Annotated in this window: 12 protein-coding genes and 1 pseudogene; 6 read left to right on the forward strand and 7 right to left on the reverse strand. The window is 73.0% G+C overall.

Translation table 11 applies throughout. The features are described 5' to 3' along the window. Positions 1-101: 101 nt before the first annotated feature. Positions 102-1487 carry a cystathionine beta-synthase gene (locus PUR26_RS26375; RefSeq protein ID WP_329875727.1) on the forward strand — a complete coding sequence of 462 codons (1386 nt, stop codon included), beginning with the start codon at positions 102-104 and terminating at the stop codon, positions 1485-1487. Between the two features lie 274 nt (positions 1488-1761). After that, a pseudogene (locus PUR26_RS26380) lies at positions 1762-1956 on the forward strand (SDR family NAD(P)-dependent oxidoreductase); the annotation flags it as partial. Positions 1957-2040: 84 nt separating this feature from the next. Here PUR26_RS26380 and PUR26_RS26385 read toward each other — a convergent pair. Beyond that, positions 2041-2466 carry a hypothetical protein gene (locus PUR26_RS26385; protein ID WP_329875729.1) on the reverse strand — a complete coding sequence of 142 codons (426 nt, stop codon included), beginning with the start codon at positions 2464-2466 and terminating at the stop codon, positions 2041-2043. An 896-nt stretch (positions 2467-3362) separates the two neighbouring features. Between PUR26_RS26385 and PUR26_RS26390 the strand changes: the two genes are divergently transcribed. Further along, positions 3363-4199 (forward strand): MurR/RpiR family transcriptional regulator, encoded by an 837-nt coding sequence (locus tag PUR26_RS26390; RefSeq protein WP_329875730.1) that lies wholly within the window; start codon positions 3363-3365, stop codon positions 4197-4199. A 99-nt stretch (positions 4200-4298) separates the two neighbouring features. Here the strand turns inward: PUR26_RS26390 and PUR26_RS26395 are convergent, their stop codons facing one another. The 6 genes from PUR26_RS26395 to PUR26_RS26420 all read right to left on the reverse strand — a co-directional run bounded on the left by PUR26_RS26395 (position 4299) and on the right by PUR26_RS26420 (position 9438). Continuing rightward, positions 4299-4673, reverse strand: coding sequence for a hypothetical protein (locus PUR26_RS26395; protein WP_329875732.1), 375 nt, complete (start codon positions 4671-4673; stop codon positions 4299-4301). A gap of 61 nt (positions 4674-4734) precedes the next feature. Continuing rightward, positions 4735-5169 (reverse strand): roadblock/LC7 domain-containing protein, encoded by a 435-nt coding sequence (locus PUR26_RS26400; RefSeq protein WP_329875734.1) that lies wholly within the window; start codon positions 5167-5169, stop codon positions 4735-4737. Between the two features lie 37 nt (positions 5170-5206). After that, positions 5207-5989: a transcriptional regulator gene (locus PUR26_RS26405; protein ID WP_329875736.1), complete on the reverse strand. Its 783-nt coding sequence runs from the start codon at positions 5987-5989 to the stop codon at positions 5207-5209. Continuing rightward, complete coding sequence (locus PUR26_RS26410; protein ID WP_329875738.1) at positions 5986-6519, reverse strand: hypothetical protein; 534 nt, start codon at positions 6517-6519, stop codon at positions 5986-5988. Before PUR26_RS26410 ends, PUR26_RS26405 begins: the two co-directional genes overlap by 4 nt. A gap of 143 nt (positions 6520-6662) precedes the next feature. Continuing rightward, on the reverse strand, positions 6663-8015 hold the full coding sequence (locus tag PUR26_RS26415; RefSeq protein ID WP_329875740.1) for an APC family permease: 1353 nt from the start codon (positions 8013-8015) through the stop codon (positions 6663-6665). 70 nt (positions 8016-8085) lie between these two features. Beyond that, positions 8086-9438: a diaminopimelate decarboxylase gene (locus PUR26_RS26420; RefSeq protein WP_329875742.1), complete on the reverse strand. Its 1353-nt coding sequence runs from the start codon at positions 9436-9438 to the stop codon at positions 8086-8088. A 114-nt stretch (positions 9439-9552) separates the two neighbouring features. Between PUR26_RS26420 and hutU the strand changes: the two genes are divergently transcribed. From hutU to PUR26_RS26435, 3 genes are read left to right on the forward strand one after another with little or no spacing between them, the layout of a single operon-like run. Continuing rightward, a complete protein-coding gene (gene hutU / locus PUR26_RS26425; RefSeq protein ID WP_329875744.1) occupies positions 9553-11217 on the forward strand; it encodes a urocanate hydratase in 1665 nt (554 codons plus the stop codon). Between the two features lie 17 nt (positions 11218-11234). Next, positions 11235-12425 (forward strand): allantoate amidohydrolase, encoded by a 1191-nt coding sequence (locus PUR26_RS26430; protein ID WP_329875904.1) that lies wholly within the window; start codon positions 11235-11237, stop codon positions 12423-12425. Continuing rightward, complete coding sequence (locus tag PUR26_RS26435; RefSeq protein WP_329875746.1) at positions 12416-13825, forward strand: formimidoylglutamate deiminase; 1410 nt, start codon at positions 12416-12418, stop codon at positions 13823-13825. Before PUR26_RS26430 ends, PUR26_RS26435 begins: the two co-directional genes overlap by 10 nt. Positions 13826-13831: the final 6 nt, after the last annotated feature.

Genomic DNA, 13831 nt, shown 5'->3' on the forward strand with positions numbered 1-13831 from the left:
GGCAGCCACCTCCTTGAAGCCATTCAGGAGCTAACTGCCCCGTAACCGCCTCCGACTACGCATACGCTGGCAGGACCATTACGGAGACCCCGGAGATTACGGTGCAATTCCACGACTCGATGATCAGCCTCGTCGGCAACACCCCGCTGGTGAAGCTCAACAGTGTGACCGCAGGCATTCAGGCGACCGTCCTGGCCAAGGTCGAATACTTCAACCCGGGCGGCTCGGTCAAGGACCGGATCGCCGTGCGCATGATCGAGGCAGCCGAGGAGAGCGGTGCTCTCAAGCCCGGCGGCACCATTGTCGAGCCGACGTCCGGCAACACCGGGGTCGGCCTCGCCATCGTGGCCCAGCAGAAGGGCTACAAGTGCATCTTCGTCTGCCCCGACAAGGTATCGACGGACAAGATCAATGTTCTGCGCGCGTACGGTGCCGAGGTCGTGATCTGCCCCACGGCGGTCGCCCCCGAGCACCCCGACTCGTACTACAACGTCTCCGACCGGCTCGTCCGTGAGACGCCGGGCGCCTGGAAGCCCGACCAGTACTCCAACCCGAACAACGCCCGCTCGCACTACGAGACCACCGGTCCCGAGCTGTGGGACCAGACGGAGGGGAAGATCACCCACTTCGTCGCGGGCGTCGGCACGGGCGGCACCATCTCCGGCACCGGCCGGTACCTGAAGGAGGTCAGCGAGGGCAGGGTGCGCGTGGTCGGCGCCGACCCCGAGGGCTCCGTCTACTCGGGCGGCTCCGGGCGGCCGTACCTCATCGAGGGCGTCGGCGAGGACTTCTGGCCCGCCGGCTACGACCGTGACGTCACCGACGAGATCGTGGCGGTGTCCGACAAGGACGCCTTCCAGATGACGCGGCGCCTCGCCAAGGAGGAGGGCCTGCTCGTCGGCGGCTCCTGCGGCATGGCCGTCGCCGCCGCCCTGCGCGTCGCCGAGGGCCTCGGCCCCGACGACGTCGTGGTCGTCCTGCTCCCCGACAGCGGCCGCGGCTACCTCTCGAAGATCTTCAACGACGAGTGGATGGCGGACTACGGCTTCCTGGAGGAGGGCGGACCGTCGGCCCGCGTCGGCGACGTGCTGAACCACAAGGAGGGCGGCATCCCCAACCTGGTGCACATGCACCCGGAGGAGACCGTCGGCGAGGCCATCGAGGTCCTGCGCGAGTACGGCGTCTCCCAGATGCCGATCGTCAAGCCGGGCGCCGGTCACCCCGACGTCATGGCCGCGGAGGTCGTCGGATCGGTCGTCGAACGCGAGCTGCTCGACGCGCTCTTCGCCCAGCGCGCCTCCCTCGGCGACCCGCTGGAGAAGCACATGTGCCCGCCGCTGCCGCAGGTCGGTTCCGGTGAGCCCGTGGCCGACCTCATGTCCGTGCTCGGCTCGGCCGACGCGGCGATCGTGCTGGTCGAGGGCAAGCCCACCGGTGTGGTGAGCCGTCAGGACCTGCTCGCCTTCCTGGCCCGGGACGGCAAGTAGCGTCGGAGTATCGGGGCTTCGCACAATCGGTACGAGCACGTCACGTACCGGCAGCACCCGCTTAACACGCGTCAGGCACCTTTAGGGGTGTCGGCGACAAGGACCTCCGGAGCGGCTCCCGGACCTCCATGGACGCCACGGACGCGGAGACCGGCCCTGACCCGGGCCCGTGTCCCTCGCGGGGACCGCCGTCGTCCCGCCCCCCGGCAACGGGGGTGCGGCGGTCCCCGCGCAACTCCTCCTCCGGCGCCCGCCTCCCGCGGAGGCGCCGCCCGTGCGCGGGCGACCTGCCGCCGCGGCGGCAGGGAAACGCACCGTCGGCCTCGTCGGCGTCTCCTCCATCGGCGCCCGCACCGCCTTTCCGCACCGCGCGGTGTACAGGGCGGCCAAGGCCGCCCTCACCCATCTGTCCGAGTCCCCGCGCGGTGAGCCCGGCCCGCGCGACGTCCGCGTCACCGAGGGGGAGCCGGGCTGCACCGACGTGGTGCCGGGCGTCACCGAGGGGGAGCCGTGCGACCGCGTCGACAGCCCGGAACCGGCCGGGCGGGGGGACTCAGGCCGCGTCCCGGTCGGACGTACCGCGCTGCTCGCGTGGCCACCTCAGCCGGCCACGGGCGGCGTGGACCGCGTTCACGCCGATGACGCCCAGCCAGGTGACGACCAGGCCCCGGAAGCCGGCCGCCCCCGTGGCGATCGCCGTCAGCGGCACCGCGAGGACCAGCGAGACGACGGCGAAACCGAAGCGCTCGCCGAAGTTCTCGCCGTCGCGGCCCACGGCGGGCCGCCCGCCCCGGGCCACCACCATCTGCTGCTCCGCCACCTGACGGCGCACCCGGCGGTCGACCGCGCCGTCCAGGCGCCGCTCCAGCTTCTCCAGGAACGACTCGATGAGCGCCGACTCGTACTCGGTGCCCAGCTCACGGCGGGCCTGGAGGGTGGCGTCGAGCTCTTTCCCGAGCTCGGAATCGCGGGTTTCCATGGAGGCCACGGTACGGAGCGGGAGCCGGCGCGTCAGTGGGGGTAACCCCCCTCTCGCGGGCCCGGTCCCAGGGGCCTCGCGCGCCGCCGTGATGCCGTTCGGGAGGGGGCTGGTGCGCGGCGTCGGAGCCGCTCGGCGGCCGTTCCTCGCCGGACTGTATATGGTCATGCAGAGTTCTTGATGGCTGAATAATCGGCCCATGGCTCCGGGCGCACGGCTGATGAGGAACGCCCGGGGGCCGTGGACCGTCCGGTATCGGAGGCGTGTGCGCGTGATGTCGTCCCCCGTCATGGGTGGGTCCTCGCTCGACGGGGTCGCCGTCCTCGGCGGCTCCACGCCCGGCCGTCCGACGGTGTGCGGCCCACCGGCGGCGGGGCCGTCAGCGCCCTCCGCGCCCCCTGTTGTGCCTGCCGCGTCCTCCGTACCTCGTGCCTCCTCCGTCCCCTCGGGGGCCGCTGCCCGCGGCCGGGACGGGCGCCGGGGCGTGTGCCGGGCCCGCCCTCCGTACCGGCCAAGTCCCCGCCGCCGCGGCCGGGTTGCGTCCCACCGGTGCTCCCGGCCCCTTTCGGCACCCGCGTCCCCCGGTCACGCGGTACTGTCCCGAGGCGTCGGGGAGCGGGCCGACTCCGCCTCGCCGGGCGCCCGGCGGAGGCGTCGGCCCTGCGGCGCGTACCGTCCCGCGGCCGGCCGTGAACCGGCCGCCGCGGTCCGGGCGCCGCGCCGGCGCGACCCGCGGCCGGACCCGGCCCCGCCGGTCGCGCGGACCGTCGTGCCGGCGGGGTCCTCGCCCGGCCCGGAGCGCGACGGCGGGCGCTCGTCGGCGACGCCACGGCGGCAGCCCCGCCGCTCGACCGGATCACGGAAACGTAGGAGCTCGGTATGACAAGGGGAACGGCATGAGCGACAGCCCCGCCGCACGGCTGCAGGCGCTCTTCGAGGGGCACCGGCTGACGCCGACACAGCGCCGCATCGCCCACTGCATGGTGCGCCGCGCCGCCGACGTGCCGTTCCTGTCCAGCGTGGAGCTGGCGGAACTGGCCGGCGTCAGCCAGCCGTCGGTGACCCGGTTCGCGGTGGCCCTCGGCTTCGACGGCTACCCGGCGCTGCGCAGGCATCTGCGCGAGGTGGCGCCGGCGGAGCCGGAGCGGGGCGAGTCGGCGTTCAACGAGTACCAGCAGGCCGTCCACGCCGAGATCGAGAACCTGCGGCACCTCGCCGCGCTGCTCGCCGACCCGGAGCCGGTGGAGCGGGCGGGCCGGCTGCTCGCCTCGTCCCGTCCCCTGCCCGTCCTGGGGCTGCGTGCCGCCTCCTCGCAGGCGCGCGGCTTCGCGTACTTCGCGGCCAAGGTGCACCCGGACGTCCGTCTGCTGGACGAGGGCGGCACGATGCTCACCGACCGGATCGACGCCGCCGTACGGGCGGGCGCCTCGGTACTGCTGTGCTTCGCCCTGCCCCGGCACCCCAGGGAGGTCGTGGAGGCGCTCGCGTACGCGCACGCGGCGGGCCTGACGGTGGTGACGGTCGCCGACTCCGCGTTCGCCCCGGTGGCCAAGCACAGCGACCTGCTCATCCCGGCGGCCGTCGGCACGGGTCTCGCCTTCGACACGGCGTGCGCCCCGATGCTGCTGGGGCGGGTGCTGCTGGAGGCCATGTGCGACGAGCTGCCGGACGCGCAGGCGCGGCTGGAGCAGTTCGACGCCGGGGCGGCGGCGCGGGGACTGTTCGTCGAATAGCCACCACCCCGTGCCGTCAGCGGCCGCCCGGTGCCGTTCGGGGCGGCTTCGACGGGTGCCCGGCAGCTTCGCCGGGGCGCCCGTCGAAGGCCGACCGGGTCACACTTCGAGATCCGCCTCGATCTTCCGCAGCTGGTGGCGGGCCATCGCCAGGTTGGCCCGGCCCTTGTCCAGCGCCAGGTAGAGGAACAGCCCGTTGGCGCCCCGGGACTTGAGCAGCCGGATCAGGTGGTACTGGGTGCCCAGGGTGATCAGGATGTCCTCGATCTCCTCCTGGAGCCCCAGCATCTCCATGGTGCGGACCTTGGCGCGCACCACGTCGGTGTTGCCCGCGGCGGCGACCGTCAGATCGAGGTCCTTGCCGCCGCCGACCATGCCCAGCGCCATACCGCTGGTGTAGTCGACGAGGGCGGCGCCCAGGGCGCCCTCGATCACGGTCGTGGCTTCCTTCAGAGCGGTCTCGGTGTTGGCCATGTGTGACGCACTTCCTTCTCGTGGATGAGGTGTTCGCGAGGATGCGGGGACGACCGGGCCGTCAGCCCGTGTCCCGCCGTTCGAGGGCCCCGTCGACCAGCTCGCCTATCCGCGCGCTGGACCGCCGGGCCTCCAGATGCAGCCGGCCCACGTTGATGCGGGGCTCGGCGAGCAGGGTCAGGACGGCGGAGCCGCCCGCCGCGTAGGTCGCCACGTAGCCGCTCTCGCCGCGGATCAGCAGCTCGCGGAAGCCGCCCTGTCCGGTGGCCTCGGTGAGCCGCAGAGCCACGCCCAGGGCGGCCGCGGTGAGCGCGGCGACGCCCTCCGCCTCCGTGTCGACGGTGTCCTGGGCCAGGACGAGCCCGTCGGCGCTGGCCGCCAGCGCCCCGGTCAGCTGGGGGACCCGGGCCCGCAGGCGCCTGAGCTCCCCGAGCACTCCGGCTTCGGCCGTCATCAGTTGTCTCCTTTCGGCGCGCTGTCGCAGGGCGCGCCTCATGACGGCGTACGTAAGGCCCGGTGGATGGAACGGGTTGTCACAGGTGTGCCTCCAGAGCGTCACGGAGTCGGCGGAGCAGGGCGATGTCCGGATCGGCGGCGATGTCCTTGACCCAGTCCGGGACCGGGGGCGACGCGACCGGGGGCGCGGGTTCGCACGGGGTCTCGACGAGTCCGGCGGCGGCCAGCCGACGGGTGTCCAGCAGGGTGTGGAAGGCGGGCCGACCCAGCGCCCAGGCGAGGGCGGCGGGGGTGCGGACACCGTCGGCGTGCGCCAGCAGGGCCCGCTGGCGGGCCGTCACGGACTGGCCGGGCGCGGCGGGGCGGGGCACCACGGGGGCGGTGTCGACGGTGGGGTAGGGCCACACGCTGTCGAGCAGCTCACGACGGCGGAGGGTCTCCCGCTCCACGTCGACGGCGGACACGGGCCGTACGGGGCCGATCCAGTGGGAGACGCCGTAGCGGAAACGGGTGGGGCCGCTCGCCGGCGCGAGGGCGAAGAACGCCGCGTCGTACAGGGCGGCCAGGTGGCATATCTCCAGCTCCCCGTCGCCGATCCGTCCGCTGTCGACGAGGAACCTGCCGACCTGGTGGCGGGCGCCGGCCCGGTCCACGGCCTCCTCCCAGCCCTCCCGGGGGAGTCGTCCGCCCGCCGCCAGCAGGACGTCGAGGCCGGGGGCGACGGGGCTTTCGGCGTGGGTGACCCGGCCGTCGACCAGGTAGAGCGTGCCGTGGTCGCGCAACAGCGCCCCGGTCGCCCGTTCCGCGGCCAGCCGCAGCAGCATCGGGGAGACCACGGTTCTGGCGGCGTGGGCGCTCATGCCAGCACCAGCCGTTCGGCGAGGTCCCGCAGGCGCAGCCGGGCGAGGGCCAGGTTGCCCGTGGAGCGGTCGAGCCACAGATGGAGGAAGACGCTGCTGTCGAAGGACGTCTCGACGAAGCGCAGCACGTGATATCCGGTACGGGTGGTGACGATGACGTCCTCGACGGGCGGGCCGTCGGGCAACTCCCCGCCGCCCGGTGCGCCGTCGCCTCCCCCGACGGGCCCGGCACCCGGCTCGGCTCCGGACATCCCGCCGGGTTCCCCGGGGTTTCCGCCGGGACGTCCGCCGGGAGACCTGCCGAAAGCACCGACGGGTCCCGCGCCGACGGGTATGAGCTCGGTGAACGACTCGTACTCGGCGGCGGCCCTGGCCAGTTCGGCCGTCTCGGCGGCGGTCGTCTCGTGGTCGCCCACCGGGGACTCCCCGGCCGTGCCGAGGGCCAGACCACTGGTCCAGTCGACTATGGCCGCGCCCCGTGCGCCTGGCAGGGCCATGGCTTCGAGCAGGCACTCGTCGATTCCGGGCACGCGGGCTCCCCTCCCTGTTCCCCGTTGCGCTGGGCGCGACTGTGACGGAGAGGCTACGCAACGTTCCCTCCGCAGGTGGGAGTTCTGGCATTTTCCAGTGGAACATGCGTTCAGAGGGGTAGGGTCGTCGAGGGACCGGGCTCTCAGTCCTCCTGGCGTACCCGCATGACGGCCCTGTTGAGGCCCCACAGGGCGATGCCGATCACCAGCAGGATCCCGGCCCGGACGTAGACGGACGCGTCCCGGTCGGCGAGCGGACTCGCCAGGATCAGGGACGTGATCGCGCCGAGGACCGGCAGCACCGTCGGCGTACGGAAGTGATCGTGCCCGACCGGGTCGCGGCGCAGGACCAGTACGGCGATGTTGACCACCGCGAACACGCACAGCAGCAGGAAGGCCGTCGTGTCGCCCAGCCCCTCGATCCCGCCCGTCGACACCAGCCCGATGGCCAGGGCCGAGACGAAGACGATGCCCACGACCGGGGTGCGCCGATGGGGCAGGACGCGGGCCATGGCCTTCGGCAGGATGCGTTCGTTGGCCATGCCGTAGCAGAGGCGGGAGGCCATCATGATGTTGATCAGTGCGGAGTTGGTGACCGCGAACAGGGCGATCAGCGCGAAGAGCTTCGGCGGGAAGGCGACGCCGCCCGCCTTGACGACCTCCAGCAGGGGGCCGCTTGACCCCTCCAGTACGCGGTGGTCGACCAGCAGTGAGGAGATCAGGGCCACCAGTACGTAGACGGTGCCGGTGACGCCCACGCCCAGGAAGATCGCCTTGGGGAACGCGCGGACCGGGTCCTTGGTCTCCTCGGCCATGTTGACCGAGTCCTCGAAGCCGACGAAGGCGAAGAAGCCGAGGGCGGTGGCCCCCAGCACGCTGGTGAACAGCGCGTATCCGGCCCCTGCCTGGAACTGGCCGAGGCGCGCGGGCTCGCCCCCGCCGGTCAGCACCGCCCAGGCGCCGATCACCAGGATGATCAGCAGTCCGCTCAGCTCGACGAGGGTGAGGACCACGTTCGTCTTGACCGACTCCGAGACGCCCCGAAGCGTGAGCGCCGCGAGCGCCACGATGAACAGGATCGCCACGAGCGTCGGCGGGATCGCCCCGGTGAACTCCGCGAGGTAGTCGCCGCTGAACGCGCGGGCGGCGGCGCTCGCCGACGACAGCCCCGAGCACATCACCATGAAGGCGACGATGAAGGTGAGGAACGGGACCCGGAACGCCTTCTGCGTGTACAGCGCCGCCCCGGCCGCCTTCGGGTACTTCCCGACGAGTTCGACGTACGAGGCCGCCGTCAGCAGCGCGACCGCGAAGCCGATCACGAACGGCAGCCAGAGCGCGCCGCCGACCTTTCCCGCCACCTTGCCCGTGGTCGCGTAGATGCCCGTGCCGAGGATGTCGCCGATGACGAAGAGGATCAGCAGCTTCGTCCCGATGGCCCGCTTGAGGGCGGGTGCCTCGGGTGGCGGGGGCGTGGCGGCCTCGTGCGTGGTCAAAGGAAACTCCCCGTGGGTCCGTCGGACGGATGGGGAGGTTGTGCCCGGTGGGTCGGGGGGGATGCGCGGGTCACGTGATCAGTAGCGCGTCCGGGTGTCCGCCACCTGCTTCGCCGACGATCTCCTCCACGGTCTGCGGACCGCGTACGGTCGCGAACGCGACGGAGCCGTCGGCGCGGCCGATGAAGCCGTACACCCCCGGCCTGACCAGTGAGTTGTACGCGTAGTGGTGTGCGAAGTAGTACGCCCCGGTGTCCAGCGCGGCCACGATGTCGCCCTGGGCGAGCAGGGGCAGCGGCCGCTTCACGGCGAGCAGGTCACCGGCGAAGCAGGCGGGGCCGGCCACGTCCTGCTCGACCGGCGGGCCGGCCTTGCGGTCCCCCCTCGGGTCGTACGCGACGATGCGCAGCGGCCAGGCGGCCTGGTCGTAGACGGTACGGGTGGCGACCTGGACGCCGGCGTGCGTGACGGCGATGGGCCGGCTCCCGGAGCTCTTGGCGTACTCGACACGGGCCAGCACCGTGCCGTGCTTGGCCAGCAGCGACCGGCCGAACTCGGTGACCAGCCCGTAGCGCCCGTCGAACAGACCGGGGACCTCGGCGGCGAGCAGCCGGGCGTAGTCGGCGAAGCGGGGGGTCTCCTCGTCGGAGGCGAAGTTCACCGGGAGACCGCCGCCGATGTCGATGGTGTCGATCTGACGGCGCCCGGCCGCCGCGTTGATCTCCTCGGCCAGCTCGTAGGCGGCCCGGACACCCGCGGCCATCAAATCCAGCGGCACGCCCTGCGAGCCGGTGTGGGTGTGCAGCCGGGTCAGCCACGGACGGGCCAGAAAGGCCTGGACCACCCAGGCGCGGGCACCCTCGTCGCGCAGGGCGACACCGAACTTGGAGGTAGCGGTGGCGGTGGACAGGGCGCCTATCGCGCCGCCGCCCACCTGCGGGTTGACGCGCAGCCCGAGCGGGGCGGCGGTGGCGCCGGCGGCCGTCAGTCCGTCGAGCCGGGCGAGCTCCTGCGGATTGTCGGCGTTGACGGCGATCCCCAGGGCCAGGGCCTCCCGCAGCTCGGCGGGGGTCTTGGCGGGGGAGTCGAGGACGATGCGCTCCGGTGGCACCCCGGCGGCGCGGGCCAGGGCCAGCTCACCGGGGCTGGCCACCTCGGCGCCGAGACCCGCCTCGTGGAGCAGGCGGAGCACGGGGACGAGCGGGGACGCCTTGACGGCGAAGGCGTGCAGCACGGGGGCGTCGGTGACCTCGGCGAACGCGGCCGTCAGGGCGGCGGCCGAGGCGCGGATGCCGGCGATGTCGAGGAGGGCGGCGACGGGTTCGGTCTCGGTGAGGAGTTCCTGCTGGACGGCTGCTCGTACGGCCTGGTCGCGACGGTCGGAAACCGGGCCTGTCGGGTCTGGTGCCAGAACTGAAGCCATGGGGCAAGGGAACCATCCGGCGATCCGCGCCGCAGGCGTTGACTACATCTATTCATAACGCCAAGATGTGAATAACAGAATCAACAGAGCAGTGACGCCGGAGGAGGCATCGCCATGTCAGGACCCCGCCCCGTACGGGCCCCGCGCGGTACGGAACTGAGCGCCCTGGGATGGCAGCAGGAAGCCGCCCTGCGCATGCTCCAGAACAACCTCGACCCCGAGGTCGCCGAGCACCCCGACAAGCTCGTCGTCTACGGCGGCACCGGCAAGGCCGCCCGCGACTGGCGCTCGTACGACGCCATGGTCCGCACGCTCCGGACGCTGAAGCAGGACGAGACCATGCTCGTCCAGTCCGGTCGCCCCGTCGGTGTCATGCAGACCCACGAGTGGGCTCCGCGGGTCCTGATCGCCAACTCCAACCTGGTGGGCGACTGGGCGAACTGGGAGGAGTTCCGTCGCCTGGAGGCCCTCGGTCTGACCATGTACGGCCAGATGACGGCCGGGTCATGGATCTACATCGGCACGCAGGGCATCCTCCAGGGCACCTACGAGACGTTCGCCGCCGTCGCCGCGAAGAAGTTCGGCGGCACACTGGCCGGGACCATCACCCTGACCGCCGGACTCGGCGGCATGGGCGGCGCCCAGCCGCTCGCCGTCACCATGAACGACGGCGTCGCGATCTGCATCGACGTCGACCCGCGCGCCATCGAGCGCCGCATCGAGCACCGCTACCTCGACGTGCGGGCCGACAGCCCGGAGCACGCGCTCCAGCTCGCCGTCGAGGCCCGGGACGCCCGCAGGCCGCTCTCCATCGGCCTCCTGGGCAACGCCGCCGAGCTGCTGCCCCGCATGCTCGCCGAGGGCGCGCCCATCGACATCGTCACCGACCAGACCTCGGCCCACGACCCGCTCGCCTACCTCCCCGTCGGCGTCGACTTCGACGACATGGCCTCCTACGCCGCCGAGAAGCCGGCCGACTTCACCCAGCGGGCCCGCGAGTCCATGGCCCGGCACGTCGAAGCCATGGTCGGCTTCATGGACGCGGGCGCCGAGGTCTTCGACTACGGCAACTCGATCCGCGGCGAGGCACAGCTGGCCGGCTACGACCGCGCCTTCGCCTTCCCCGGCTTCGTCCCCGCCTACATCCGCCCGCTGTTCTCCGAGGGCAAGGGCCCCTTCCGCTGGGCCGCCCTGTCCGGCGAGGCGTCCGACATCCACAAGACCGACCGGGCGATCCTCGACCTCTTCCCCGAGAACGAGTCGCTCCACCGCTGGATCAAGCTGGCCGGCGAGCGCGTCCACTTCCAGGGCCTCCCGGCCCGTATCTGCTGGCTGGGCTACGGCGAGCGCGACAAGGCCGGCGAGCGCTTCAACGACATGGTCGCCTCCGGCGAGCTCCAGGCCCCGCTCGCCATCGGCCGCGACCACCTCGACTGCGGCTCGGTGGCCTCCCCGTACCGTGAGACCGAGGCCATGCTCGACGGCTCCGACGCCATCGCCGACTGGCCGCTGCTCAACGCCATGGTCAACGTCGCCTCCGGCGCCTCCTGGGTGTCCCTGCACCACGGCGGCGGTGTCGGCATGGGCCGCTCCATCCACGCCGGGCAGGTGACGGTCGCCGACGGTACGAAGCTCGCCGGCGAGAAGATCCGCCGCGTGCTCACCAACGACCCCGGCATGGGCGTCATCCGGCACGTCGACGCGGGCTACGACATCGCCGAGAAGGTCGCCGACGAGCGGGGCGTCCGCGTCCCGATGCGCGAGGGTGACGACGCGTGAGCACCTCGTTCCACGAGATGTGGCGCCAGCTCCTGCCGATCGGCCGCGACGCCGGCAGCGGGGGCTACCGCCGCTACGCCTGGACCGGAGCCGACGCCGACTGCCGCACCTGGTTCCAGGAGCAGGCCGAGACACGCGGGCTCACCTACGAGACCGACCGCAACGGCAACCAGTGGGCCTGGCTCGGCGACCCGCTCGGGCAGGACGCCGTCGTCACCGGCTCCCACCTGGACTCCGTCCCCGACGGCGGCGCCTTCGACGGCCCCCTCGGCGTCGTGTCGTCCTTCGCCGCCCTGGACGAACTGCGGCACCGGGGCGCGGAGTTCACCAGACCCCTCGCGCTCACCAACTTCGGTGACGAGGAAGGCGCCCGCTTCGGCCTCGCCTGCGTCGGCTCCCGGCTCACCTCGGGACAGCTGACCAGGGAAGCCGCGTACGAACTGCGCGACGGCGAGGGCGTCACGCTCCCGCAGGCCATGGAGGCGGCCGGCTACGACCCGTCCGCCATCGGCCCCGACCCCGAGCGCCTCGCCCGCGTCGGCGCGTTCGTCGAACTCCACGTCGAGCAGGGCCGCGCCCTCGACCTGTCCGGTGACGCCGTCGGCATCGCCTCCGCCATCTGGCCCCACGGCCGCTGGCGGTACGACTTCCACGGCGAGGCCAACCACGCCGGCACCACCCGGCTGGCCGACCGGCGCGACCCGATGCTCGGATACGCCGAGACCGTCCTCGCCGCACGCCGTGAGGCCGAGCTGGCCGGCGCCGTCGCCACCTTCGGCAAGATCAGCGTCGAGCCCAACGGAGTCAACGCCATCCCGTCGCTGGTGCGCGGCTGGCTGGACTCCCGCGCGGCCGACCAGGCGACCCTGGACACCGTCGTCTCGGCCGTCGAGGCCGCCGCGGCCGAGGCCGCCGCCCGGCACGGCCTCGACCTGCGGGTCGTCCGGGAGTCCTTCACCCCGGTCGTCGAGTTCGAGCACGCCCTGCGCGACGAGCTGGCCAAGATCCTCGGCGGCCAGGTGCCCGTGCTCGGCACGGGCGCGGGACACGACGCGGGAATCCTGTCGGCCTCCGTCCCGACCGCCATGATGTTCGTGCGCAACCCCACGGGCGTCTCGCACTCCCCGGCCGAGTCGGCGGACGAGGACGACTGCGTGGCCGGGGTGCTCGCACTCGCCGACGTACTGGAGGGCCTGGCGTGCAGGTGACGTACTGGCTGGAGCACGCCTGGCTCGGCACGAACGTCGAGCCGGGCGTGGCCCTCGACGTCGCCGACGGCCGCGTCTCGGCCGTCCGCACGGGCGTCGGAAGCCCCCCGCGAGGCGCGGTCGTCCTGCGCGGCCTGACCATCCCCGGCCTGGCCAACGCCCACAGCCACGCCTTCCACCGCGCCCTGCGCGGCACGGTCCAGGTGGGTTCGGGCACCTTCTGGACCTGGCGCGAGGTGATGTACCAGGTCGCCTCCCGGCTGGACCCGGACACCTACTTCGCGCTCGCCCGCGCCGTGTACGCCGAGATGGCGCTGGCGGGGATCACGGCCGTCGGCGAGTTCCACTACCTGCACCACGCGCCCGGGGGCAGGCCCTACGCCGACCCGAACGAGATGGGCCGGGCGCTGGTCGCGGCGGCGGGCGAGGCGGGCATCCGCATCACCCTGCTGGACACGGCCTACCTGTCCGCGGGCTTCGGCGAGCCCCCCAACAAGCACCAACTGCGCTTCTCCGACGGCACGGCCGACGCCTGGGCGGAACGCGTCTCGCTGCTCCAGGACCTCGACGAGGCGGATCACTCGGGTCAATCGGGGGACGCGGCGGGCACGGCGGGCACGGCGGGCGCCGCGAAGGACGGCGGCGGCGTCCGCATCGGAGCCGCGATCCACTCCGTACGGGCCGTCCCCGCCGATCAGCTCGCCACGGTCGCCCGTTGGGCGGACGAGCGGCGGGCGCCTCTGCACGTCCACCTCTCCGAGCAGACCGCCGAGAACGACGCCTGCCTGGCCGCCCACGGCCGCACGCCGACGCGGCTGCTCGCCGACCACGGAGTGCTGGGCCCGCGCACGACGGGCGTCCACAACACCCACCTCACCGACGAGGACATCGCCCTCATCGGATCCACGGCCACCGGCACCTGTATGTGCCCGACCACGGAACGGGACCTCGCCGACGGCATCGGCCCGGCCGTCGCCCTCCAGCGCGCGGGCAGCCCGCTGTCGCTCGGCAGCGACAGCCACGCGGTCGTCGACCTGCTGGAGGAGGCGCGCGCGATGGAACTCGACGAACGCCTGCGCTCCCGCACCCGGGGCCACTGGACGGCGGCGGCCCTGCTGCGCGCCGCCACCACCGACGGCCACGCCGCGCTCGGCCGGCCCGACGCGGGACGCCTGGAGGCGGGCGCGCTCGCGGACTTCACCACGATCGCGCTGGACACCGTCAGGACAGCGGGGCCGCTGCCCCGTCTGGCTGCTGAAACAGCGGTATTCGCCGGGTCGGCGGCAGATGTGCGCCATACGGTCGTGGGCGGGCGCCACATCGTGCGGGACGGAGCCCACGTCCTCGTGCCGGACGTCCCCCGAGCCCTGTCGGACTCGATCGCCGCGCTGCGCGGCTGAAGGGAA

It is taken from the genome of Streptomyces sp. SP18CS02, from assembly GCF_036322365.1.
Classification (GTDB): Bacteria; Actinomycetota; Actinomycetes; order Streptomycetales; family Streptomycetaceae; genus Streptomyces.